25 protein-coding genes are annotated in these 24,082 nt (G+C 55.3%); 11 read left to right on the plus strand and 14 right to left on the minus strand.

Going from position 1 to position 24,082, the window contains the following annotated elements:
* Window positions 1-72: 72 nt before the first annotated feature.
* The 3 genes from WFK59_RS03150 to WFK59_RS03160 all read left to right on the plus strand — a co-directional run bounded on the left by WFK59_RS03150 (window position 73) and on the right by WFK59_RS03160 (window position 2,775).
* Entirely contained in the window at window positions 73-2,277 is a 2,205-nt protein-coding gene (locus WFK59_RS03150) for a TonB-dependent receptor (protein ID WP_442956291.1), read from the plus strand.
* A gap of 141 nt (window positions 2,278-2,418) precedes the next feature.
* Window positions 2,419-2,562, plus strand: coding sequence for a hypothetical protein (locus WFK59_RS03155; protein ID WP_010246429.1), 144 nt, complete (start codon window positions 2,419-2,421; stop codon window positions 2,560-2,562).
* 39 nt (window positions 2,563-2,601) lie between these two features.
* Window positions 2,602-2,775, plus strand: a complete 174-nt coding sequence (locus WFK59_RS03160) for a hypothetical protein (RefSeq protein ID WP_167373383.1) — start codon at window positions 2,602-2,604, stop codon at window positions 2,773-2,775.
* Here the strand turns inward: WFK59_RS03160 and WFK59_RS03165 are convergent.
* Complete coding sequence (locus WFK59_RS03165) at window positions 2,763-3,926, minus strand: beta-glucosidase (RefSeq protein WP_336754986.1); 1,164 nt, start codon at window positions 3,924-3,926, stop codon at window positions 2,763-2,765. The genes WFK59_RS03160 and WFK59_RS03165 overlap by 13 nt on opposite strands.
* A gap of 154 nt (window positions 3,927-4,080) precedes the next feature.
* Here WFK59_RS03165 and WFK59_RS03170 point away from each other — a divergent pair, with 154 nt between their 5' ends.
* Entirely contained in the window at window positions 4,081-5,541 is a 1,461-nt protein-coding gene (locus tag WFK59_RS03170; protein WP_336754988.1) for a phospholipase D family protein, read from the plus strand.
* 160 nt (window positions 5,542-5,701) lie between these two features.
* On the opposite strand, the gene mdoC is transcribed toward WFK59_RS03170, so the two are convergent.
* Window positions 5,702-6,826 (minus strand): glucans biosynthesis protein MdoC, encoded by a 1,125-nt coding sequence (mdoC, locus tag WFK59_RS03175; protein WP_233984657.1) that lies wholly within the window; start codon window positions 6,824-6,826, stop codon window positions 5,702-5,704.
* A gap of 268 nt (window positions 6,827-7,094) precedes the next feature.
* Between mdoC and WFK59_RS03180 the strand changes: the two genes are divergently transcribed.
* The 3 genes from WFK59_RS03180 (at window position 7,095) to WFK59_RS03190 (ending at window position 11,564) form a co-directional block, all read left to right on the plus strand.
* The gene (locus WFK59_RS03180; RefSeq protein ID WP_336755130.1) at window positions 7,095-8,630 is read left to right on the plus strand and encodes a glucan biosynthesis protein G; all 1,536 of its coding nucleotides are present in this window, start codon (window positions 7,095-7,097) and stop codon (window positions 8,628-8,630) included.
* A complete protein-coding gene (gene mdoH / locus WFK59_RS03185; protein WP_336754991.1) occupies window positions 8,623-11,175 on the plus strand; it encodes a glucans biosynthesis glucosyltransferase MdoH in 2,553 nt (850 codons plus the stop codon). Before WFK59_RS03180 ends, mdoH begins: the two co-directional genes overlap by 8 nt.
* Window positions 11,176-11,354: 179 nt before the next feature.
* Window positions 11,355-11,564 carry a YceK/YidQ family lipoprotein gene (locus WFK59_RS03190; protein WP_233984655.1) on the plus strand — a complete coding sequence of 70 codons (210 nt, stop codon included), beginning with the start codon at window positions 11,355-11,357 and terminating at the stop codon, window positions 11,562-11,564.
* Here the strand turns inward: WFK59_RS03190 and WFK59_RS03195 are convergent.
* The 3 genes from WFK59_RS03195 to WFK59_RS03205 form a co-directional block, all read right to left on the minus strand.
* A complete protein-coding gene (locus tag WFK59_RS03195; RefSeq protein ID WP_094121342.1) occupies window positions 11,555-11,956 on the minus strand; it encodes a MysB family protein in 402 nt (133 codons plus the stop codon). The genes WFK59_RS03190 and WFK59_RS03195 overlap by 10 nt on opposite strands.
* Before the next feature lie 116 nt (window positions 11,957-12,072).
* Window positions 12,073-12,339, minus strand: a complete 267-nt coding sequence (locus WFK59_RS03200) for a hypothetical protein (protein ID WP_233984654.1) — start codon at window positions 12,337-12,339, stop codon at window positions 12,073-12,075.
* A 543-nt stretch (window positions 12,340-12,882) separates the two neighbouring features.
* A complete protein-coding gene (locus tag WFK59_RS03205; protein ID WP_233984653.1) occupies window positions 12,883-13,806 on the minus strand; it encodes a Kdo(2)-lipid IV(A) acyltransferase in 924 nt (307 codons plus the stop codon).
* Between the two features lie 253 nt (window positions 13,807-14,059).
* Here WFK59_RS03205 and trhO point away from each other — a divergent pair, with 253 nt between their 5' ends.
* The gene (trhO, locus tag WFK59_RS03210) at window positions 14,060-15,109 is read left to right on the plus strand and encodes an oxygen-dependent tRNA uridine(34) hydroxylase TrhO (RefSeq protein ID WP_233984652.1); all 1,050 of its coding nucleotides are present in this window, start codon (window positions 14,060-14,062) and stop codon (window positions 15,107-15,109) included.
* 40 nt (window positions 15,110-15,149) lie between these two features.
* On the opposite strand, the gene WFK59_RS03215 is transcribed toward trhO, so the two are convergent.
* The 9 genes from WFK59_RS03215 to grxB all read right to left on the minus strand — a co-directional run bounded on the left by WFK59_RS03215 (window position 15,150) and on the right by grxB (window position 21,532).
* A complete protein-coding gene (locus tag WFK59_RS03215) occupies window positions 15,150-15,722 on the minus strand; it encodes a YceI family protein (protein ID WP_233988198.1) in 573 nt (190 codons plus the stop codon).
* A 4-nt stretch (window positions 15,723-15,726) separates the two neighbouring features.
* Entirely contained in the window at window positions 15,727-16,299 is a 573-nt protein-coding gene (locus tag WFK59_RS03220) for a cytochrome b (protein ID WP_233984651.1), read from the minus strand.
* 294 nt (window positions 16,300-16,593) lie between these two features.
* Window positions 16,594-17,706 (minus strand): N-methyl-L-tryptophan oxidase, encoded by a 1,113-nt coding sequence (solA, locus tag WFK59_RS03225; protein ID WP_233984650.1) that lies wholly within the window; start codon window positions 17,704-17,706, stop codon window positions 16,594-16,596.
* Window positions 17,707-17,803: 97 nt separating this feature from the next.
* A complete protein-coding gene (bssS, locus tag WFK59_RS03230; protein WP_010246399.1) occupies window positions 17,804-18,058 on the minus strand; it encodes a biofilm formation regulator BssS in 255 nt (84 codons plus the stop codon).
* 246 nt (window positions 18,059-18,304) lie between these two features.
* On the minus strand, window positions 18,305-18,577 hold the full coding sequence (locus WFK59_RS03235; protein ID WP_031376546.1) for a hypothetical protein: 273 nt from the start codon (window positions 18,575-18,577) through the stop codon (window positions 18,305-18,307).
* A gap of 146 nt (window positions 18,578-18,723) precedes the next feature.
* The gene (gene dinI, locus WFK59_RS03240; RefSeq protein WP_003849907.1) at window positions 18,724-18,969 is read right to left on the minus strand and encodes a DNA damage-inducible protein I; all 246 of its coding nucleotides are present in this window, start codon (window positions 18,967-18,969) and stop codon (window positions 18,724-18,726) included.
* A gap of 62 nt (window positions 18,970-19,031) precedes the next feature.
* Window positions 19,032-20,075: a dihydroorotase gene (gene pyrC, locus WFK59_RS03245; protein ID WP_336754993.1), complete on the minus strand. Its 1,044-nt coding sequence runs from the start codon at window positions 20,073-20,075 to the stop codon at window positions 19,032-19,034.
* Between the two features lie 131 nt (window positions 20,076-20,206).
* Entirely contained in the window at window positions 20,207-20,770 is a 564-nt protein-coding gene (locus tag WFK59_RS03250) for a lipoprotein (protein ID WP_233984648.1), read from the minus strand.
* A 114-nt stretch (window positions 20,771-20,884) separates the two neighbouring features.
* Window positions 20,885-21,532 (minus strand): glutaredoxin 2, encoded by a 648-nt coding sequence (gene grxB, locus WFK59_RS03255; RefSeq protein WP_233984647.1) that lies wholly within the window; start codon window positions 21,530-21,532, stop codon window positions 20,885-20,887.
* Between the two features lie 294 nt (window positions 21,533-21,826).
* Between grxB and rimJ the strand changes: the two genes are divergently transcribed.
* The 3 genes from rimJ to WFK59_RS03270 are packed head-to-tail and all read left to right on the plus strand — an operon-like array spanning window position 21,827 to window position 23,991.
* Complete coding sequence (rimJ, locus tag WFK59_RS03260) at window positions 21,827-22,417, plus strand: ribosomal protein S5-alanine N-acetyltransferase (RefSeq protein ID WP_233984646.1); 591 nt, start codon at window positions 21,827-21,829, stop codon at window positions 22,415-22,417.
* A gap of 16 nt (window positions 22,418-22,433) precedes the next feature.
* Complete coding sequence (locus WFK59_RS03265) at window positions 22,434-23,069, plus strand: YceH family protein (RefSeq protein ID WP_336754994.1); 636 nt, start codon at window positions 22,434-22,436, stop codon at window positions 23,067-23,069.
* A 1-nt stretch (window position 23,070) separates the two neighbouring features.
* Window positions 23,071-23,991, plus strand: coding sequence for a Gfo/Idh/MocA family protein (locus WFK59_RS03270; protein WP_336754995.1), 921 nt, complete (start codon window positions 23,071-23,073; stop codon window positions 23,989-23,991).
* Window positions 23,992-24,082: the final 91 nt, after the last annotated feature.

Below are 24,082 nucleotides of genomic sequence, written 5' to 3' on the forward strand. Positions count from 1 at the left end.
ACCCGCTCCTGCGCATAATCGCAAACCGCAATAATAATGATTCTCAGTCCAATTCAAATCAGGGAACCACCCATGCGTCAGCGCCTTTTAACCCCAGGATATAAACCGACTCTGCTGGCCATGCTGGTCAGTGCCGGATCTCTGCCCGTGATGGCGGCAACGCCTTCTGCCTCTTCAGCCACCGCCAGCCAGAGCGGGCAGACCATGACGGTAACCGCGACACCCGACGACAGCTTTAAGCCGGGCGGCGATCAGACAGTGCCGGCCTGGCTGGAAGGGCAGGTGGCGCACGGCGGCCGGCTGGGCATGCTGGGTGAGCAAAAGGCGATGGATGTGCCGTTTAACATCATCGGCTTTACCGCAAAAATGATTGAGGACCAGCAGGCCAAAACCATCGCTGATGTGGTGCGTAACGATGCCGGAGTGCAAAACGTTAAAGGCTACGGTAACTTCGCCGAAAGCTACCGCATTCGCGGTTTCCTGCTGGATGGCGATGACATGACCTATGGCGGAATGCCAGGCGTGGTGCCGCGTCAGGTGATGGATGCGTCGCTGATTGACCGGGTTGAAATCTTCAAAGGCGCCAACAGCCTGCTGAACGGCGCGGCCAGCAGTGGCGTCGGCGGGATCATCAACCTGGAACCTAAACATGCCGGGGAGCTTCCACAGGCACGGATAGGCGTGGATTACAGCTCCGATGCGCAGATCGGTACCACGGTGGATGCGGGACGGCGCTTTGGTGATAACGACCAGTTTGGCGTTCGGGTTAACCTGGTCCACCGCGAAGGGGAAACCGGCGTGGATGACGAGAAAAAGCGCACTACCGCCGCCTCAATCGGTCTGGACTATCGCGGTGACCGGTTACGTACCTCACTGGACGTCGGCTACCAGAAAAAGAGTTTCCACGACGGCTTGCAAGGCATCAACATCAGCGGCGTCGACTTCCTTCCGGCAGTGCCTTCCCCTTCCCATAACTACAGCCAGAAATGGGTCTACAGCGACATGGAATCGGAGTTTGGCATGGCCCGGGCGGAATACGATCTCAGCGATAGCTGGACCGCCTATGCCGGTTTAGGTGCGCAGCACGCCCACGAAACCGGTAACTACGGCACGCCAAAACTGATCAACCGCGCGGGCGATGCCACTATCGGCACCTTTAATACCAATCGCGTGCAGGACAACATGAGCGGTATGGTCGGGCTGCGCGGCAATTTCGATACCGGTTTTATCTCGCATAAGGTCAACATCGGCTACTCGGCGCTGACCACCAATGCGAAGAATGCTTACGCGATGTCGCTGACCAATGCCAATACCAACATCTATCACACCGATGAAATTGCCGCGCCGACAGCTAACTTTGCCGGCGGCAAGTTCTCCGATCCTCTGACCACCGCGCGGTCGCGTACCCAGGGCTATCTGCTGAGCGACACCCTGGGCCTGTTTGATGATTCGCTGCTGCTGACCGTGGGTGCGCGCCATCAGAAAGTGTGGGTGCGTAATTACAATTACAACAGCGGCGCGGAAGATACCGCTTCGCGCTACACCAATAGCCGCTGGATGCCGACCTATGGCGTGGTCTACAAGCCGTGGCAGTCGATCTCTCTGTATGCCAATCACACCGAAGCGCTGCAGCCCGGTTCGGTGGCGCCGCGTAATGATACGGTCGTCAATCCGGGGGCCATTACCGGCATCGCCCATTCGAAACAGAATGAGGTCGGGGTGAAGGGCGATTTTGGCCGCATCGGCGGCACGCTGTCGCTGTTTGAGATTAAAAAGCCGTCGGGAATGATTGACGCCAATGGTGTGTATGGCATGAACGGTGAGCAGCGCCATCGTGGCATTGAAACGAATCTGTTTGGCGAGCCGGTACTGGGCGTCCGGCTTAACGCCAGCGCCACCTGGCTCGACCCGGTGATGGAAAAAACCGCTGGTGGCGCCTATGACGGTAAGCAGGCGGTGGGCGTGCCGCGCGACACCTATACGCTGGGTGCCGAATATGACATCAGGCCGCTGGAAGGGTTAACCGCCACCGCGCTGATCACCCATTCCGGTTCACAGTGGGCGGATGCCGCCAACAGCAAAAAGATCGACAGCTATACCACGCTGGATCTGGGGCTGCGTTACCGCACTCAGCTTAATCAGAATGAGATGGTCTGGCGTGTCGGAGTCGAAAACGTTACCAACGAAAAATACTGGGCTAACGTGGATGACACCGGTACCTATCTGTCACAGGGCGACGGCCGCACGCTGAAAGTCGGGGTAACCTACGACTTCTGATCGGGCCGATGGTGGTGAAAACGGGGTGCCGCGCGCACTCCGTTTATTTTCCAGACGAAAGAACCGGACGCCACTCAGGCTTTCCTCTACACTGTGACGCGCTGCATAACCGGTCAGCTGAACCCATGTTACAGGAACCCCATGTCGTTACCTTTGCCACCCGACGATCACGATGAGCCGATTCGCCAGTCGCTCGACGATGCGCACTTCGCGATTGTAGTGCTTGCGGTGACCTCGGTTACGCTTATAATCTTTGTCCTGATGATTACGCTCTGGATGAGCTGAACGCACAGGCGATTCAGGGAAAGGGAAAAGGAGACGGCGATGGAATCGAGAGATGACAAACTGATCGCAATTATCGGCCTGCTGACCGCCTGCCTGATCGGCGTCACATTCCTGTTTACCATGACCTGGCTCACCGACGTACGTCATCCCACCGATCCGTCACTGGATGTCCAGTCCTGCTATCCCAAAGCGCCGCCGTCTCAGCACGTCTGATCGCGCCGGGTAAATTTGATCTGCTGACTGCGCAGCACCAGCGCTAACGCCTCGTGCAGGTTGCGATTCCCGTTGGGATCGGCCAGCCCGAACAGCGGGCCGGGTGAGCGCCGGTCATCCGCCCAGGCCGGATATTCCACCACCGGATAGAGCGAAACGCCCTCCACCGCAATCCCCTGATCCAGCGCCACCGCGACATTCTCACTGATCTCCTGCAGCCACGGCGCACGCGCCTCGCCTTCGGCACCGGTTTCGGCAATCAGCATCGGGCGCTGGAAGCGCTGCCAGCACTGCGCCAGCAAAATATGCAGCGGAACGCGTGCCGGATCGTCTGCCGGCATCGGCCGATCGGGGAAGAACCAGTGGTTGTCGGGGTAGTAATTCAGACCAAGAATATCAAGGCAATCTTCACTGCCGCCCAGCTCTTTATCGAGGCGACCCGCCAGCATGTCCCAGGCTTCGAATTGCGCCTGATGCTGGGCATCCGCGTAGGGTTTACTGTCCGGATTATCGCTATGATGCGCAATCTGCACCAGCGGATCGGTCAGCACAAAGCGCGCATCGGGATAGACCTCGCGAATGGCATGAATGGCAGCCAGCGAGGCGCGCACCAGCTGACGTTTCAGCTCTTTGCCCCGGCCCGCGGCGTGCGGATTGAACCAGGCGACATCGGCACCGGCCCACGACCAGAATGAGATTTGATTGACCGGAGTAAAGAACGGCTGTTCGATGCCCTCATCTCGCATCAGTTGCGCCATCGCGCGGGCGAAACGGCTAAAATGGTCAACAAATTCCGCTTTCCAGATATTAAGATGGTCGGGATAGCCGAAGTGCGCCAGCTCCCAGATAATCTGCAGATTCTGTCGGCGTGCGGCGTCAATCATCGGCAGAAAGCTCTGCCAGTCATACTGATTCGGGACTTTTTCAATCAGGTGCCAGCGCGCCCCGTCACGCGCGGTGAACAGGTGCTGTTCGGCCAGGGCGGCGTAATCCTTCTCCAGCAGCATATCGTGACCGCTGCTGATCACCATATCCAGCCGTTTTCCTGGCGTGCGGCAGGCGGTGGAGCAGGGAAAACTGCCCTGGAAAAAACTGCGAAACAGGCTGGGATGATGGCGCTGGCGGGCGTCTGTAAGGGGCTGATGTGACATATTCCTCTCCTGCCGGGCAATGCCGGTCACAGATCGTCCGACTAAGTCTAGACTAAAAACCAGCCGCGGCGTTTTACGAAGTCAGAAGGATCGTATAGCGTCAGCGTGCGGGCCGGGGAATAATAAAAATAACTGCATTTTACAGGGAATGGTCATGACCGAAGCGTTTGAGCTGCCTCAGCAATCCGAACAGCCCAGCTGGCTGGAGGCGCAACTGGTGCCGCAGTGCCAGCGTCATCCCGGACTGAGCGGGATTTATCCGCTCAGCGATGGGCTGGATGCCTTTGCGGCGCGCTATCTGCTGATGCAAAAAGCGGAGCGTTCACTCGATATTCAGTACTACATCTGGCAAAACGATCTCTCTGGCCGGTTGCTGTTCAGCGCGATGCTGGAAGCGGCACAGCGTGGTGTCAAAGTCCGGTTGCTGCTGGACGACAATAATACGCCGGGCCTGGATGAAACGCTGGCCCAGCTCAACCGTCACCCCAATATTGCGGTGCGGCTGTTTAATCCCTTTTCATTTCGCACCTTACGGGCGCTGGGCTATCTCACCGACTTTGCCCGCCTCAACCGCCGTATGCACAACAAAAGTTTCACCGTCGATGGGGTGACCACCATCGTGGGCGGACGCAATGTTGGCGATGAATACTTCGGCACCGGCAATGAGCCGCTGTTTGCCGATCTCGACGTGATGGCGATTGGCCCGGTGGTTGAGGAAGTGGCGCAGGATTTTGAACGTTACTGGAATAGCCGGCCGGTCTCGCCGCTACAGCAGGTACTGGATGATGATGAGCAGGCGGAAGATAACGTCAGTTTGCCTGCCGAGTGGCGGCACAGCGAGGCGGTGCAGCGCTATCTGCAGCGGCTGGAAAACGCCTCACTGTTGCAGGATCTGGCGCAGGACAGCTTAGCGCTGACCTGGGCCAGAACCCGCCTGCTGAGTGACGATCCGCGTAAAGGGCTGGGTAAGGCGCGTCCGAAAACCCTGCTGCCGCAGCGGATGCTGGAGGTGATTGGGACACCGCAACGGCAGTTCGACATTATCTCCGCCTATTTTGTGCCAACCCGCGCTGGCGTAGCGCAGCTGCTGTCGCTGAAGCGCAAAGGGGTGAAAATCGCCATCCTGACCAACTCGCTGGCGGCTAATGATGTCTCGATTGTGCATGCCGGCTATGCCAAATGGCGCAAAAAGCTGTTGCGGCACGGTATCGCCCTCTATGAGCTTAAACCTCAGGCGGCGCTGCAGGATGCCCCACACGATCGCGGCTTAACCGGTAACTCCGGCTCCAGCCTTCACGCCAAAACTTTTTCCGTCGATCAGCAGACGCTGTTTATCGGTTCGTTCAACTTCGATCCCCGCTCGGCGGTGCTCAATACCGAAATGGGGCTGGTGATTGAGAGTGAAACGCTGGCACAGGTGACCCATGAGCGCTTCAGTCAGTCGATGCGCGATCGCGCCTGGACGCTGCGGCTGGATAAGTGGGGACGGGTGAACTGGCTGGAGTATCCCGGCGAGGCGCAACAGATAGTGCATAAGCATGAACCGGGCTGCTCATGGTGGCAGCGGTTGCAGGTGCGGCTGGTGTGGCGCTTGCCTATTGAGTGGCTGCTGTAATCTGGACGCCGCGCACGCCCTCCGCAAAGACACAAAACCCGCCATCGCTGGCGGGTTTTGTGTCTTTGCGGAGGGCGCAGGCTCCCTTTGCGTTAAGTTTGTGAACCGTCTCTGGCTAACACCATTAAAGGCCGGCACCCATTAGTTGCCTGATCCCGGTTTATTTGCGTTCAAATTTACCGGAGAACAGGAAGCGCAGCAGCGGAATCCGCAGGTGAATCTCATACAGCAGGAACGCAATCCCGAACACCATTAACAGGCCAAGGAAAAAGCCCAGCGTGTTGTTTTCGATGCGCGGCGTGACGTAGATGCCGTACAGCAGCGTCAGCGGATGGTGCACCAGATAGATAAACAGTGACGCATTCACCAGATACATGATGCGCGGGGAGTGCGAGTTCAGCAGCTTATGACCAAAGCAGAAGCAGACGTTCAGCATGCATAATCCCATCAGCGTCGAGATCAGCGCATCCAGTTCATACAGCCAGCCTTCACCACTGCTCAGCCGCTGATTAGCGCAGTAGGCAATAAACATCACTACCGCGCCGGCCCACATCAGCGGATTGAAACGGACAAACAGCTGTTTCAGCGGCTGATGCTTCCACGCCAGCGCCCCCAGCATAAAGAACGGCAGATAGAAGAGCGTCTGCATCACGATGATGCTGAACAGGCCATCCATCAGCCAGGCGGGCTGGAACAGAAAGATCAGGCGACGGAAGGCACACCACAGCAGCGCCCAGCCCACTACGCCCGCAGCCAGCGAACCCCAGCCGACCCGGCTGTAATCCAGGGTGCGGTGTTGATCGCGCAACCAGCGGAAGGTCACCATGCCGAGCGTGGTCAACATCACCAGCACCACCAGAAACCACAGGTGCGAGATGAGCTCCCACATCAGGTTATTGAATTTCTGATAGGGCGTGAAGCGCGGCCAGTCGGCCAGCTTGGCAGTCCAGTTTTTCAGCATAAAAAACTGCGGCAGGGTAATCAGCGGAATGGCGGTCAGAAGCGGGATGCCGACACGCTCCAGCCGCACTTTAAGAAAGCGTTTCGGCTGATAGCGCAGGTAAAGCATGTAGGAGAAATAACCCGAAATGACGAAAAACACCTGCATACGAAACGAGTGAATGAAATCATTCAGCAACGTCAGCCACAGAGAGGCGTCATTGCTGTTAACCGCCCATTTCTGCGTGGAGTAAATGAGGGAAACGTGAAACGGTACCCCCAGTAACATCAGATACGCCCGGATAGAGTCGAGGAAGTATTCACGTTCAGGTTTTGCTGTACTCATAAAGTTCCAGTTCGTTAGTACGTTTGACCGGTTTCGCCCTGAAACCGGATTATGCTCGGGCGAAATTCTACCTGCGATAAACAAGGTATACTATCAGTGGAATCCGTAGTGTTTAATTGTCCTAAAAGCGGGTCTTTGCCTGACGAAATGCGGGAACAATGTTGCGCATAAGCTGTCGGAAAACCGAATAATCCTTTAAGATAAGCGGGTTTGATTTAAGCACACGAAAGGGGGGGATGTGCTGACTAAAGAAAAAAATAAAGCCGGACTGATGAAGGTACGCTGGATTGGTACTGCAGTTCTGCTGGCGTTATACGCCAATAACAGTTGGGCGTTTAACATCGATGATGTTGCCAGACAAGCCAAAGCGTTGGCAGGGAAAAGCTTCGAAGCGCCAAAAAGCAATTTACCCTCTCAATTTCGTGAAATGAAATTTGCTGATTACCAGCAGATCCAGTTTAACCACGATAAAGCGTATTGGGGCAAGCTGCGCACGCCGTTCAAGCTGGAATTTTACCACCAGGGTATGTATTTCGATACCCCGGTTCAGATTAACGAAGTGACCGCTAACGCGGTGCGCGAAATCAAATACAGCCCCGATTATTTTAATTTCGGCAATGTAAAACATGACGTCGACTCGGTGAAAAACCTCGGATTCGCCGGTTTCAAAGTGCTCTACCCGTTAAACAGCAAGGGTAAAGATGATGAGATCGCCAGCTTCCTCGGGGCCAGCTATTTCCGGGTGATCGGTGCCGGTCAGGTTTATGGCCTGTCTGCCCGCGGCCTGGCGATCGATACTGCGTTGCCGTCCGGTGAAGAGTTCCCGCGTTTCAAAGAGTTCTGGATTGAACGTCCGAAACCGCAGGATAAACAGCTGGTGATCTATGCACTGCTCGATTCGCCACGCGCAGCGGGTGCCTATCGCTTTGTGCTGCGTCCGGGCCAGGCATCGACCGTTGATGTGCAGTCGAAAGTCTATCTGCGCGACAACGTTGGCAAACTGGGGATCGCTCCGCTGACCAGTATGTTCCTGTTCGGCCAGAATCAGCCGTCCACCGTGAACAACTTCCGTCCGGCGTTGCATGATTCAGACGGTCTTTCTATTCACAGCGGTAATGGTGAATGGATCTGGCGTCCGCTGAATAACCCACGTCATCTGGCTGTGAGCACTTACACCATTGAGAGTCCGAAGGGCTTTGGTCTGCTGCAGCGTGGGCGTGACTTCAGCAACTATCAGGATCTTGATGACCGCTACGACCTGCGCCCAAGCGGCTGGGTTGAGCCATTGGGCGACTGGGGTAAAGGCCGCGTCGAGCTGGTCGAGATCCCAACGGCTGATGAAACCAACGACAACATCGTTGCCTTCTGGACACCGGAGACGCTGCCGGAGCCGGGCAAAGAGATGAACTTCAAATATCGCCTGCACTTCTCACGTGATGAAAATCAGCTGCACTCCGACGATACCGCCTGGGTGAAGAATACCCTGCGTTCTGCGGGTGACGTGAAGCAGTCAAATCTGGTGCGTCAGCCAGATGGCACCGTGGCTTTCACCATCGACTTCGTGGGTAAAGACATGAGCAAGATGGCGGAAAACAGTCAGGTGGCACCGCAGGTCAGCGTAGGTAAAAACGCGGATGTGGTGGAGCAGAGCGTACGTTATAACCCGGTCAATAAAGGCTGGCGTCTGGTGTTGCGTCTGCGTGTGAAAGACAACAAGCAGCCCACCGAAATGCGTGCGGCGCTGGTTAGCGGCGACAAGACATTGACGGAAACCTGGAGCTATCAGTTACCTGCCAATGAATAAATCGACTTTTACACCTCAACGTTACGTGGAATCCCTGCCGCTGGATGCGGCGGGGAAGGCCCGTCTCAGCGCCTCGTTGCAGAATGCCGGGGCGTTTCATTTCATTCATGATGCGCTGGGCAAGGATGTGGCCGCCAGCGATCGTCCCGATGATGCACCGTTAAAATCGGTCTCTTCGCGGGTCGAAATGGCCTGGCCTGATTCGCTCGCCAACGGTCAGCAACTGGGTAAAGATGACCTGGATCGCACCACGCTGAAGGCGATGCCAAAGGTCAGACGTTCACTGATGTTCCCGGAAGCCTGGCGGACCAACCCGGTCGCGCGCGCCTGGGACTCGCTGCGTGGGCATAAATCGGTGCCGCGTTACGCTAACGCAGAAGAGCAGCGTGCCGAAGAGAAATGGCGTCATGTCGGATCGATTCGCCGCTATATTCTGCTGATTCTCACCATCATGCAGACCGTGGTCGCCACCTGGTATATGAAGACCATTCTGCCGTACCAGGGCTGGACGCTGCTGGACCCGATGGAGATGATCAATCAGAACTGGCAGCAGTCGGTGATGCAGATTCTGCCGTATGTGTTGCAGACCGGCATCCTGTTCCTGTTCGCTATCCTGTTCTGTTGGGTCTCCGCCGGTTTCTGGACCGCGCTGATGGGCTTCCTGCAGCTATTGATTGGTCGCGATAAGTACAGCATCTCCTATTCGACCGTGGGGGATGAACCGCTCAATCCCGAGCACCGTACCGCGCTGATCATGCCGATCTGTAACGAAGATGTTGAACGCGTTTATGCGGGCCTGCGTGCCACCTGGGAATCAGTGGTGCGGACCGGTAACGCTGAGCATTTCGACGTCTATATTCTTAGCGACAGCTATGACGCCGATATCGCCATCGCCGAACAGAAAGCCTGGATGGAGCTGGTGCGTGACGTCGGCGGTGCGGGCAAGATTTTCTATCGCCGTCGTCGTCGTCGTGTGAAGCGTAAAAGCGGCAACATTGATGACTTCTGCCGCCGCTGGGGCAGCAACTACAGCTACATGGTGGTGCTGGACGCCGACAGCGTCATGAGCGGTGAGTGTCTGACCGGTCTGGTACGCATGATGGAAGCTAACCCTAACGCCGGTATTATCCAGTCATCGCCAAAAGCGTCCGGTATGGATACGCTGTACGCGCGCTGTCAGCAGTTTGCGACCCGCGTTTACGGTCCACTGTTTACCGCCGGCTTACACTTCTGGCAACTGGGGGAATCCCACTACTGGGGGCACAACGCGATTATCCGGGTGAAACCCTTTATTGAGCACTGTGCGCTGGCGCCGTTACCGGGTGAAGGCTCGTTTGCCGGATCAATTCTGTCACACGACTTTGTTGAAGCTGCGCTGATGCGTCGTGCTGGCTGGGGCGTCTGGATCGCCTACGATCTGCCAGGCTCGTATGAAGAGTTGCCGCCGAACCTGCTGGATGAGCTGAAGCGTGACCGCCGCTGGTGTCACGGTAACCTGATGAACTTCCGCCTGTTCCTGGTTAAAGGCATGCACCCGGTTCACCGTGCAGTCTTCCTGACCGGCGTAATGTCCTATCTGTCCGCTCCGTTGTGGTTTATGTTCCTGGCGCTCTCTACTGCCTTGCAGGTGGTGCATACGCTGATGGAGCCGACCTACTTCCTGCAACCGCGCCAGCTATTCCCGGTGTGGCCACAGTGGCGTCCTGAACTGGCGATAGCGCTGTTCTCCACCACGCTGATACTGCTGTTCCTGCCGAAGCTGCTGAGCGTGGTATTGATCTGGTGCAAGGGCGCGAAATCTTACGGCGGTGCAATACGTCTGTTCATCTCGCTGATGCTGGAAATGCTGTTCTCGGTGCTGCTGGCGCCGGTGCGTATGCTGTTCCACACCGTGTTCGTGGTCAGCGCCTTCCTCGGCTGGGAAGTGGTCTGGAATTCACCGCAGCGTGACGATGACGCGACCCCGTGGAGCGAGGCGTTTAAACGTCACGGTTCGCAGATGGCGCTGGGTCTGGTGTGGGCGATCGGCATGGGCCTGTTGGATCTCAACTTCCTGTGGTGGTTGTCACCGATTGTGTTCTCGCTGATTCTGTCGCCGTTTGTGTCAGTGATGTCGAGCCGGGCAACCATCGGTATCAAGAGCAAGAAAGCCCGTCTGTTCCTGATCCCGGAAGAGTATGAGCCGCCGAAAGAGCTGGTGGATACCGATCGCTACCTGCAGCTTAACCGCGAGCGGGCGCTGGAAAACGGCTTTATGCACGCGCTGTTCAACCCGGCGTTTAACGCGCTGGCGACGGCGCTGGCGACGTCACGGCATAAACAGAGTCAGTTGCTCGACTATGCCCGCGATCGCCGTGTCGATCAGGCGCTGAGCGACGCGCCCGATAAACTGAATCGCGATCAGCGTTTACAGCTGATTAGCGATCCGGTGGTGCTGGCGCGCGTACATACCCGGCTGTGGGAGAACGCTGAGAAATATCATCAGTGGGTGGAGAGTTATCAAAAACTCACCCTCAACCCCAACGCGCTGGTCAAAAACGCGTAAACTGAAAAAGCGGCAGCGATGCCGCTTTTTTTTGCAGGTTATTCAGGTTCAGCAGAGCAGGTCGTGCGCTTCTTCAGGCAGCGATGAATCTGACGATAATGGCGCGAGCGCAGGACAACAATAATGGCTGTTAAGAGTGGGGAGCTGTGGTGAAACGGGGTTTAAAAACGAGTCTGTTAATGGTGGCCGTGCTCTGTCTGAGCGGATGCGGCAGTATTATCAGCCGTACCGTGCCCGGTCAGGGGCACGGTAACCAGTATTATCCGGGCGTACAGTGGGATGTGCGTGACGGTGCCTGGCGCGTATTAACTATCCTCGACCTGCCGCTGTCGCTGGTGGTTGACACCCTGCTGTTGCCGGTTGACGCCAGCCACGGTCCTTACGAATAGCCCCGATCGGAGTCGCTGTTATCATCTTCCCACTCTTGCGCAGCGGCTTCACCTTCTTCGGTATCCAGCGGTGGCTCCAGCTGGAACTCGCCATCGTCCCACTCATGCAGCGTGTTTTCCGCTAACCACTCCTGACGCAGTTCAACCTCATCAAAGTCAGCATCGAAAATCGCCTGTGCGGCCTCACCGCTGCGAATCGGCAGGCATTCGCCCGCATCGCCTTCCTCGGCCAGAAACTCAGCCTGCCACATGATATCGCCATCCTGCATCACATATTTCTGCAGACCAAACTGACTGACCGAGGCATCCCCTTCATCAAGTTCAGGGTGGTTAGCGAGAAACTCTTCACGTGCAGCATCAATCGCTTCCTCTAAGGTACTGTACATGCTCATCGCTCTTCTCCTTGACTGGTTGATTTGATTTCAGTGAAGAATAGACGAAATTCGGCGGAGGGAAAGGGCGGGGCAGTGTGATCGGCGGGAAATAAGGCATTTCCCGCCGAAGAGGGTCAGGTCACTTTTTGCGGGAAGTGCAGCACCGGTCTGACAGACTCATGGATCACCGGCGCGGAATAACGGATACAGCATTTGATGCAGGGCTTAACTTTTTTGAAGTTAATACGTGCAATCGATAACGCCTGACTCAAATTATAAAGGGTACCAATAAATATCACGTCCTCTTTATCGGGCATCCGTCGACATCCCTGACGATGAAGCGCGTGATAATTATCCTGATCGGTGCTGATTGTCACATAATAATAGAGGCCTTTATTCATATTATAAGTCCTGCTAAGCGGTTTGCTGTGGGTCATCTTTTTTATGATTTTTAACTAGTGCAGTTAAGTCTCTAACTGTCACAACAGAAATTAACGATAACCTGCCGCTTATTCAAATGCCATAACGGTCTATCAGCATGTTTAATATTTGTAAAATGGAATATACCCGGCAAATGAGAGGCAATTGCTTGTAAATTAAGTTAATTTTGCTGGATTAATAAGCTGCAGGAAATGATTAAGCCTGGCTAAATAGGAATAGGCCTGGCGTTTAAAAAAATTAGCGCCGCAGTAAAATATGCTCTGCTGCTGTGAAATTAATTTATCAGGGCTGCAACAGGTCGTGAGGTCAGATAACCGGCTCTTTTATGGTTAATTGCGTTAATTCAATTGCGTGATTACGGGGCGTATTTTAACGGCTGTTGATTTATGACTGGCCCGTTCATCGCCCCGCGGATGACGAACGGTGGCGACAGACTGTTTTAGCTGTGACAGAAGAGAGGCGGCGCTGAACGGCATTGTGGCCGCCGTTCAGCGTCAAAAAGGTTAATAACGTGAGGGTTCGCCCTGCGGACGAGTCTTAAAGCGGCGATGCAGCCACATATACTGTTCAGGGGCCAGCAGAACGCCTTCTTCGACCACTTTATTCATCCGTGCGGCGGTGTTTTCTTCGCTTTCCAGCGTAAAACTGTCGCTGATGTCAGGCAAAATCATCAGTTCGTAACCGCGTCCTCCGGGCAGGCGGCGCGGCACAAAGGGGATGACTGCCGGTTTACCCATGCGGATCAACAGATGCGTTCCCACCGTGGTTGCCGCCTTCGCGACGCCAAAAAACGGCACAAATACGCTGCTGCGTGGGCCGTAATCGTGGTCGGGCGCGTACCAGATAATATCGCCACGCTTCAGCGCGCGAATCATCCCTTTGAGATCTTTCCGGTCGAGCATACTTTTATTGGAGCGCATCCGGCCATGTACCTGCAGCCAGTCAATCAGCTTATTATCATTGGGACGGTAGACGCCGATGCCAGGGTTATGAATGCCGAACATCCGCGCGCCAATCTCCAGCGTCAGAAAGTGCATGCCGATCAGCAGTACACCGCGCTGACTGTCATGCGCCTGTTTAATGTGCTCTAAACCCGACGGCTTATGCCATTTGTTGATGCGCCAGTCAGGCCAGAACCAGGCCATCCCGGTTTCAATCAGGCCCATACCCACCGATTCAAAGTTGTGCTTCACCATCGCTTCACGTTCATTGACCGGCATATCCGGAAAACTCAGCTCCAGGTTACGCCGCGCAATATTGACGCGTCGTTTCATAAAACGCATACCAATACGACCAATATTGCAGCCGAGAACATAGAGCAGGGGATAAGGAAGTAGCACCAAAAGATAAAGTAAGAAGACCCCCAGCCAGGTTAACCAATAGCGGGGATGCAGCAGTTCTCGCGAAAATTGAGGCAACTGGGTCATATGAACGTATATTTTCCTGCGTCGCGCACCGTTCGGTGCTGATATCTCGTTGATTTTCGCTATTGTGCCAGCTTTTGCCGCGCGCATAAATATTGCTTACGTCAATGACGAGGCTGCGGAAATTATAAGCGCACCGGTGGTGCGGAAAAAATAGCCAGTAAAAACGCTATTTTGCGGCTGCCCTTTGCATCGCGTTGAAATCAGGTATCATGTGCGCGCTAAATTTCTATTATTGATAACAGGAAAGAACACCATGCCAGTGTTACATAACCTCGTTTCCAATAAAGAGCTGAAGGCGCGCATGCTGGCTGAAACCGAGCCGCGCACCACTGTCTCTTTTTATAAGTACTTCCAGATTGCCGATCCCAAAGCCTTCCGTGATCAACTCTACCAGGGCCTGACCGCACTCAAGGTGTTTGGCCGCGTCTATGTTGCCCATGAGGGAATCAACGCGCAGATCAGCGTTCCTGCCAGCCAGTATGACAAGATGAAGGCCTATTTGTACGGCTTTGATCCGGCGCTGAATAACCTGCGGATGAACATTGCGCTGGATGACGACGGTAAATCTTTCTGGGTGCTGCGCCTGAAGGTTCGCGATCGGATTGTGGCGGACGGTATCGCCGACGGCACGTTCGACGCGAGCGATGTGGGCCAATACCTAAAAGCCGCCGAAGTGAATGCCATGCTGGACGATCCGGAGGCGGTCTTCGTCGATATGCGTAACCACTACGAATATGAAGTGGGACGTTTCGATAACGCCCTGGAAGTCCCTGCCGACACCTTCCGTGATCAGCTGCCGATGGCGGTGGATATGTTGCAGGATAAGAAAGATAAAAAGATTGTTATGTACTGCACCGGTGGGATTCGCTGCGAGAAAGCCAGCGCCTGGATGCGCCATAACGGTTTTGAAGATGTCTATCATGTTGAAGGTGGCATCATTGAATATGCCCGCCGCGCCCGTGAACAGGGTTTACCGGTGCGATTTAAAGGCAAGAACTTTGTCTTTGATGAGCGGATGGGCGAGCGTATTTCCGATGATGTGCTGTCGAACTGTCACCAGTGTGGTGAGCCGTGCGATACCCACGTTAACTGCGTCAATGATGGCTGCCATCTGCTGTTTATTCAGTGTAAAAGCTGCGCAGAGAAGTTTGAGAACTGCTGTAGCCCGCTCTGTCAGGAAGAGGCGAAACTGTCGCCAGAAGAGCAGCGCGCCCGTCGTGCCGGACGTGAAAACGGCAATAAGATCTTTAACAAGTCACGTGGTCTGTTAAACATGACCATTCCGTCGCCGGTTAAAAAATAAGTGATGCCGCCTGAAGCCCGGCTTCAGGCGGCTTAGCTGTTTACTGACGCACGCCTTCTACCGAAATCATCAGCTGAACCTTTTGCGAGGCCGGTCCGAGATCTTTGGTGATATTAAAATCTTTCAGTGCAATTTCACCCTCGGCTTCAAATCCTGCCCGATAGCCGCCCCACGGATCTTTGCCTTCACCCAACAGCTTCGCTTCCAGCGTCACCGGTTTAGTCACGCCGTTAAGCGTCAGATCGCCGGTGATCGCCAGCTCATCACCCTCTTTTTTCACCGCGGTAGATTTGAAGGTGGCCTGAGGATTTTTCCCGACGTTGAGGAAGTCTGCACTGCGCAGATGCTTGTCACGCTCGGCATGGTTGGTATCCACGCTATTGGTGTTGATGGTGACCTCGACCTTATCGGCCGAAGGGTTCTTTTCATCAAAGCTAAAGCGGCCGTCAAAATCTTTAAACGTGCCATAGAGCCAGCTGTAGCCTAAGTGCTGAATGCGAAACTGAATAAAGGCGTGCTGGCCCTCTTTATCAATTTTATAATCAGCGGCGTTAGCGGTCAGTGAGCCCAGCAGCAGGCTGGCGCCCGTCATGGCCAGTAGCGTCTTCTTCAGCATATTACTTTTCCTTTTCAGCGGGTAAAGGGATGCGCAAACCTGACATCCGTTTTAAGGTACTATCGCGATCGATAAAGTGATGTTTTAACGCAGCCAGACCGTGCAGCAGTGACAGAATCACCACCGTCCAGGCCAGCCACAGATGGATATCGCCCGCCAGATCGGCCTGTTCGCCTGCGCCACTCAGCAGCGCAGGCAGGGAAAACAGGTTAAATACCGCAATCGGCTTACCCTCGGCGGTGGAAATGAAATAACCGCTGAGCAGAATGCCCAGCAGCAGCGTATAGAGCAGCCAGTGCGCCACCACAGAACTGATGCGCACCACCGGGGAATAACTGCTTAACGGTTGAGGTGGTGGCGAAAGCGTTCGCCAGAGCAGACGAATCACTAATGTCAGTAACAGAATCACCCCTATGCTTTTATGAATTTCCGGCGCATCGTGATACCAGCTATCGTAGTAACCGAGGCCGACCATCCATAATCCCAGCGCAAACATGGCATAAATAACCAGTGCCATTGACCAGTGCAGCAGCACGGCAATCAGACCAAACTGATGAGGTGTATTCCGTAACATAGCCTGTTTATTCAGTAGAAATAATCTGAAACAAGCATCTACATAATGAAATATAAAAGCAATCGACCTTACGCTTCTATAACTTTGCCAGCGGATAATGAAAAACATCCTTTAAAAGCGCGCTGAATGCCCAGTATTACTGAATGACTTATTTTATTTAACCGGGCCGTCAATCAATAAAGGCAAGAATGAACATTCCGGGCGAAATAAACCGGCTGAAAACGTCAGCTATATTCAGTTAATGTCATTTTTTGTCAATCGGGCGTTATCAGATGATACCACCCGAATTGAGAGTCAGAAGCGGGAGAGGCGGAAAGGGGAGAGATCGAATGAGAATGGCTTTTGCTGGGCAAATTCCGCCGCCAGTTCACCCAGCACGCTGGCAAATTTAAAGCCGTGGCCGCTTAACCCGGTGATCAGCAACCGATCCGGCTCGCCTGGCAAGGTATCGATAATAAAATCTTCGTCCGGGCTGAAATCGTAGCTGCAGGCTTCACCATGCAGACAGACGCCAACGCCGGGTAAAAACTGGCGCAGGAAGCCAAACGCTTCGCTGCCATCGGCTGCCACCGTGCCAAAGGGTTTACGATCTTCAGGCTGTTGCATCAACTGGCCGCCGTCATGACGTCCCACTTTCAGCGCATTATTGTCTGCCGGGAACCCATAAAACTGGCTGCCATCGGCCATTTCAACCGTAAAGCCGGGAAACTTATTGTTCTCGCTGTAGCGTCCATCGGCCTGATACCAGGCAAAGACTTTGCGGGTCGGGGCAACCGGCAGATCCGGCACCAGTTTACCGACCCAGGTGCCGGCACTGATCAGCAACTTTCGGCCACGGTAGATACCATCAAGCGTGGTGACCTGCTGCAGATCGCCATCGCGGCCAATCTGCGAAACCGGACAGTTAAACAGCTGGGCACAGCCCGCCTGTTCCGCCAGCTGAATCCAGCTGCGTACCGCCTGCTCACACTTCAGGTAGCCCGACTGCGGCTCAAAGACGCCGAGGTAGCCGTCAGGGACGTTAATTTGTGGCCAGCGCTTACGCACCTCGTCAGGCTGCATCACCTCAATGTTGAGCTGCCATTGGGTGGCGCTATCGATGACGTTCTGAATAAAGGGTGACTGAATCGGTGCCAGATTCAGCACGCCGCTGCGGTGCATGATGCGTTCGCCAGCGCGCTGCTCCAGTTCATCCCACAGCGTTTGTGCGCGCAACACCAGCGGGACATAACGTTCACCTTCGCCATAAGCGTGGCGGATCAACCGGCTCTCACCGTGATGGGTGCCCTGATTATGCGGCGGATGAGCACTGTCGATCATCAAAACCGACAGGCCCGCCTCGGTGGCATAGTAGCCTGCTGCCGCGCCGACTGAGCCGCTGCCGACGATGATAAGATCATAAATCATGGTAACTACGCTCCTGAAAGAGTCAGATAATCAAAAGCATACCAGAAACAGAAACGAAAAAGGCACCCCTGAGGGTGCCTCTTTGATGCGGCAGACATTAATGCTTCTTAAGCAGTCGTTCTATCTGCTCGGCCGATTCAATCTTAGCGATACCCGCTTCGAGGATCGAGATGAACTGCCTTGCGACATCCGTCGTCAGCCAGTAAGTCGGGCCAACATCCGCTTCTTCTTCTTTTTGATCCTGCGACGATAACGAGTGCAGGCGGATCATCATGGCATCATAACTGTCAACGGTACTGATATCCCAGCCCACCAGCGGATGGGTCTGAATCACATCTTTTCTTCTGTCCATTATAACCTCCTTATTACTCGTTAAACGAAGTGCATGATGAGGTTCAATGCGGCTTTTTTATTCCAATAGCGAAACTATTATAACAGTAAACCGGGCCATTACTGATGAAAAAATGCCTGCACCCAGCTTCGCACAGAATATTTGTGTTTAAAAGATGGCGGATGAAAAAATAAAATGCCTGACGAGCAGGCATTTTAATCCGTGATTCTTTGAAGCCATTAAAGCGGGGAGAGCCAGCCGCCGGCGTTAAAGTGCCGGGGTTTCGGGTGCGATGCCGCCGCCGCGCTTTTGCAGCGCCTCGGCCAGACGGGCAAAGTGCTGCTGCAGCTGCTCATCATGGTTCTGGTTTTGGGCTTCCAGCGACAGATTGTGCACCAGTAACTGACTGGCACGATCGTCAAGACAGAAAATCAGACTGGAAAACGCATTTTCCAGCACCGTCAGACGACGTTGCTGATCGCCAATCAGTGCTAACAGCTCACCAAAAGTCATCGCCTCTTCCGGTTTATCAGTAGTCATGGTGTCGCACCTCCTGTTATGCATGACGAGCGCAAGGATAGGGCATTGATCATTCAGAGTCTAGATGCAGGATTGGGGAAGTGCGAGAGGGGAGAAAAGATAAAAAAACCGGGTGGCGACACCCGGCAAAAACAGCACAGAGGCGGTTAATCGGTAATAAACCAGTCGTCAGCGCTTTCCCACGTTTGCTGCAGGATTTCGCTGATCTGATCGCGAGTCTCTTTGCCACCGCCCAGCACGCTAAGGTTATTGGCGCTGGCGTAGCGCACTTTCACGTGATTAGTGCTGTCCGGGAACTGTTCGTCAATGCGGCGCGACAGCTCGTCGCTCAGTGCCTCAATGGCACCCGCAGGAAGAGGTCGGGTATTCGATACGGTAATTTCAACGCGCATGGGAGCCTCCAGATAAGATACTGTACATATTTACAGTATTACCGGTCCGGAGGCAAGTGAAATTATGCGATACGCCAGTTCAGGGTTTCACCGGCCAGGAACGGCACCAGCGAATCACTGCCGAGCGCAATGCTCTCCGGGACCTGCCACGGTTCCCGTACCAGCGTCACGGTGGTGTCGTTAAGCGGCAGGCCGTAAAAACGTGGGCCGTTTTCAGAGCAGAAGGCTTCAAAATGCGACAGCGCATCCAGCTCTTCGAACACCGTGGCGTAGGCGACTAACGACGTCGGGGCGCTGAAGACACCGGCGCAGCCGCAGCTCGCTTCTTTCAGATGGCGCAGATGTGGCGCGGTATCGGTGCCGAGGAAGAAGCGCGGATGGCCGCTGGCGACCACCTTACGTAGCGCCTCCTGATGCACATTGCGCTTGAGGATCGGCAGGCAATAGAGGTGCGGACGAATCCCGCCCACCAGCATGTGATTACGGTTAAACATCAGATGCTGCGGAGTAATCGTCGCGCCCAGTGTCTCATCCGCGGCGGCGACATACTCGGCCGCCTCTTTCGTGGTGATATGCTCCATCACTACTTTCAGGGCCGGGAACTGCTGGCGCAGCGGCATCATCACTGTCTCAATAAAGCGCGCTTCCCGGTCGAAAATATCAATATGCGCGTGGGTCACTTCACCGTGAACCAGCAGCGGCATCCCCAGCTGTTGCATCCGATCCAGCACGCTGGCGATGGCGGCAATATCGGTGACGCCGTGGCTGGAGTTGGTGGTGGCGTGAGCCGGATAGAGTTTGGCGGCGGTAAACAGGCCAGCGGTAAAGCCCCGCTCCAGCTCATCCGGGTCAAGTGAATCGGTGAGGTAGCAGGTCATCAGCGGCGTGAAGGCGTGATCAGCGGGCAGCGCCGCGAGTATCCGATCGCGATAGGCTTCACCTGCCGCTACGCTGGTTACCGGCGGCACCAGATTGGGCATCACGATGGCACGACCATTGACCGCGCTGGTATAGGGCAGGACCGTTTCAAGCATCGCATCATCACGCAGATGAATATGCCAGTCGTCAGGGCGGCGGATGGTAAGTTGCTGAGGTTGTGCAGTCATCAATGAGGCTCCGGCAGAGTGGAAACGAAAGGCACGTTTAGGCCGGGGTCTAAGCATAAGGATTCAGGCAACCGTTTGCACCTGCTTTTTGTCGTCGGACGAAAATCCGCGCCGGATGGCGCGGCAGATCGTCAGTCAGTAAACGGGATCACCAGTTCACCCGGTTTCACTTCCAGCCCTTTGGCAAATTTTTTCGCCAGCGACTCACCTTTACTGCGATCGGTACTCAGCACGTAAGCGGGTTGCTGATCGAAATAGCTTTTCAGGGATTGATTGAGATAGGGCGTCAGCGTCTTCATGATCGAGGCCATTTTGTCAGGCGTCACCTGCGCATCGACAATCTCCATATCGCGCAGATAGATCGCGCCCTGCTGCTGATCAAACACCGGCTGGGCACGCATCTTCAGCTGCATATCGGCCTGTTGCGGGCCGAACAGGGAGGTGACATTGATCTTCGCATTGCCTGCGAGCGTGACTTTGCCTGGCTCTTCCCGGCCAATCTGGCTGGTGAGGTTGCTGAGCACGATGTGCGCGTTAACCAGGCCGGAAACCCCGATGTCCTTCTCGTAGTTGTTATGTTTCTGCAGCGCCTGGTTCACTTCCTGTTCGCTGATGGTGTACTGCGTCAGTTGATTACAGCCGCTAACCAGCAGCACCAGTAACAGAGCGGCAAGGCCGGAAAAACCCTTTTTCATCGATTTTTATCCTGAATGACGGAGCTATTGAACAGGGCATAGCGTGCCTGAATGCGTTACAGGTGTCATCAGGAAAGGGATGAGAAACGCGAGCGGTTTCTCATCCGGCAGCCGTTACTGGGCGATGGAGGAGAGCAGGTTGACCTGAGTTTGTTTGGCCATGTTATCGCGGTATTCCGCCACTCTGGCGGGCCAGTCGATGCCTGCAACCAGCGTCAGGGAGCGCAGCAGCGGGAACAGATTAAAGTCATCTTCAGAGAGTTCGCCGTTCACTGCATTTGGCTGAACAATTAACTTGTCGAGCTGGCGCAGGTCGCCACTGACGTTTTTGATCAAACCGGCCGCATGGCTTTTCAGCTCGGTAAAATCGCCGATGCTGGCCTGCTTTTTATTACGGAAATAGTCGCGTGCTTCCGGCGTGGCAAATTCGGCAAACGGCGCCTCTGCGATGCGCGGCAACAGCAGTTTGTTAACGTAACTGTTCATGTGACGCAGCCAGTCGGCAATGGCAGGATTAAGCGCGCCGGTGATCAGCGGCTCGCCCTCCAGTCGATCGACATAATGCACGATATCCATGCTCTCTGGCATCGCGCTGCCATCCTGCTTCTGCAGAATGGGCGCCATCTTCTGGCCGATCAGTCGTTTTGGCGTCTCTTCGTCATCATTCAGCATCACCACCAGCTCAACCGGCAGATTTTTCAGGCCGAAAATCATCCGCGCCTTCACGCAGAAAGGGCAGTGTTCGTAGATATACAGCTTCATCCTGATCTCCTCTGTTTGGCAGAATGCATCAATTCATTCTGTTTTCGGGCTCGCCAAAAAGTATGGAAGAGATTAAGCAGCAGGGCAAACCGGCTGGCAGCAGATGGCCTGCTCGCCGCTACCACGGGGATCATGGGCGTGGCTCAGCCCGCTGAGGAAGGGTGATAACCGCGCAAAATCAAGGCCTTTGCAGCGCAATCGCGGGTAACATTTTACCGCAGCCCAGGCGGCGGTTATAGTGAATACAGGGTAATGACGGCTCATCTTTATCAGCCATTGATTTCAGGAGTCAGGATGTTTGGCTATCGTTCTGCCGCGCCCAGGGTGCGATTAACCACCGACCGGCTGGTGGTCCGTCTGGTTCACGAGCGTGATGCCTGGCGGCTGGCAGATTACTACGCGGAAAACCGCCTGTTTTTAAAACCGTGGGAACCGGTGCGCGATGAAAGCCACTGCTATCCCTCTGGCTGGCAGGCGCGGCTGGGGCTGATTACCGATATGCATAAGCAGGGATCGGCATTCTACTTCATTCTGATGGACAGCGAAGAAACCGAAGTGCGCGGCGTGGCGAACTTCAGCAACGTGCTGCGTGGGTCGTTTCACGCCTGTTACCTGGGCTACTCACTGGGTGAGAAATGGCAGGGCCAGGGCATGATGTTCGAAGCGCTGCAGTCCGCTATTCGCTATATGCAGCGTCAGCAGCATATTCACCGCATCATGGCCAACTACATGCCACACAACCAGCGCAGCGGCGATCTGCTGGCGCGGCTCGGATTCGAAAAAGAGGGTTACGCCAAAGATTATCTGTTGATCGACGGCCGCTGGCAGGATCACGTCCTGACAGCATTAACCTGGCGGGAATGGACGTCGGATCGGCGTGGATAATCATAAGGAATCGGGAATGAAATTGACGTTGTCGGCGCAGGCGTTGCGTGTGCTGGGCTGCCTGCTGGAGAAGCAGGTCACCACGCCGGAACAGTATCCGCTCTCTCTCAATGGCGTGGTCAGCGCCTGTAATCAGAAATCGAACCGTGAACCGGTGATGAATCTCAGCGAGACGGAGGTGCAGGATCAGCTCGATCAGCTGGAAAAACGGCATCTGGTGACCGTCAGCAGTGGATCGGGCCAGCGGGTGATGAAGTATGAACAGCGCTTCTGCAACTCCGCCTTTGGCGCGCTAAAGCTCAGCAGCGCAGAAGTGGCCGTGCTGACTCTGCTGCTGCTGCGCGGCGCACAGACGCCGGGTGAATTGCGCACCCGTAGCGGACGTCTGCATGAGTTCAGCGATGTCAGCGAAGTGGAGCAGACGCTCGACGCCTTGTTGCAGCGTGAGGATAGCGCCAGGGTGATGCGTCTGGCTCGCGAGCCGGGCAAGCGCGAACACCGTTTTATTCATCTGCTGAGCGATGACGCTGAGGTGCCAGAACCGATATCGGGCGCGGATCAGGACGACCTTTCGACTCGCGTCGCGGCGCTGGAACATCAGGTAGCGCAACTGCAGGCGCAACTTACTCAACTGCTGCAACCGGAGAGCTAAAATGACGTTACGCATTGGCGTGGTGGGACTGGGCGGGATCGCGCAGAAAGCCTGGTTGCCCGTGTTATCAGCCGCGTCCAGCTGGTCGCTGGTCGGGGCGTTTTCGCCAAATCAGGCCAAAGCCCAGCCGATTTGCGACAGTTTCCGGATGCGCTGTTTCAGCTCGCTCGACGATTTAGCGGCGGCCTGCGACGCGGTGTTTGTTCACAGCAGCACCGCGAGCCACTATCAGGTGGTCAGAGCGCTGTTGCTGGCGGGGAAAGATGTCTGCGTCGATAAGCCGCTGGCGGAAACGCTCGATCAGGCGGAAGCGCTGGTTGAGCTTGCTGAAAAGCAGCAGCGCAAACTGATGGTGGGCTTTAATCGCCGCTTTGCCCCGCGCTATCTGCAACTCCGGGCGGAGATGAATAGGGTCGCCTCACTGCGCATCGAAAAGCACCGTAGCGACAGCGTCGGGCCGCACGATCTGCGTTTCACCCTGCTTGATGACTATCTGCACGTGGTGGATACCGCGCTGTGGCTTGGCGGTCAGCCGTTTAGTGAGGTTCAGGGGCGGATTACCACCACTCCTCAGGGAGAGATGCTTTACGCTGAGCACCATTTCAACCTGGGCGGCGTGCCAGTCACCACCAGTATGCACCGGCGCGCAGGCAGTCAGCGCGAGCGGATCAGTGCGGTGTGCGACAGTAAATGTATCGATATCAGCGAAATGCGTGACTGGCAGGAAGAAACGGCAGCCGGCCTGCTGATTGCGCCACCGCCAGCCTGGCAGAGCCATCTGGTGCAGCGCGGGTTCAGCGGCGCGGCGCACCATTTTATCCAGTGCGTACAAAATCAGACGATGCCTGAAACCAGCGGCGAACAGGCCCTGATGGCGCAGCGGGTGGTGGAAAAACTGTGGCGTGACGCAACGCCGTCATAATGCCTTGTAACACTCCGTGCTGGTCATTTCCCGCCGTGGCAGTAGACTATCGCCGGGCATCATCAGGATGCCCGCGCTAAGTCTCTCATTT

The sequence above is a fragment of the Pantoea sp. USHLN298 genome (genome assembly GCF_037149395.1).
In the GTDB taxonomy this organism is placed as follows: domain Bacteria; phylum Pseudomonadota; class Gammaproteobacteria; order Enterobacterales; family Enterobacteriaceae; genus Pantoea; species Pantoea astica.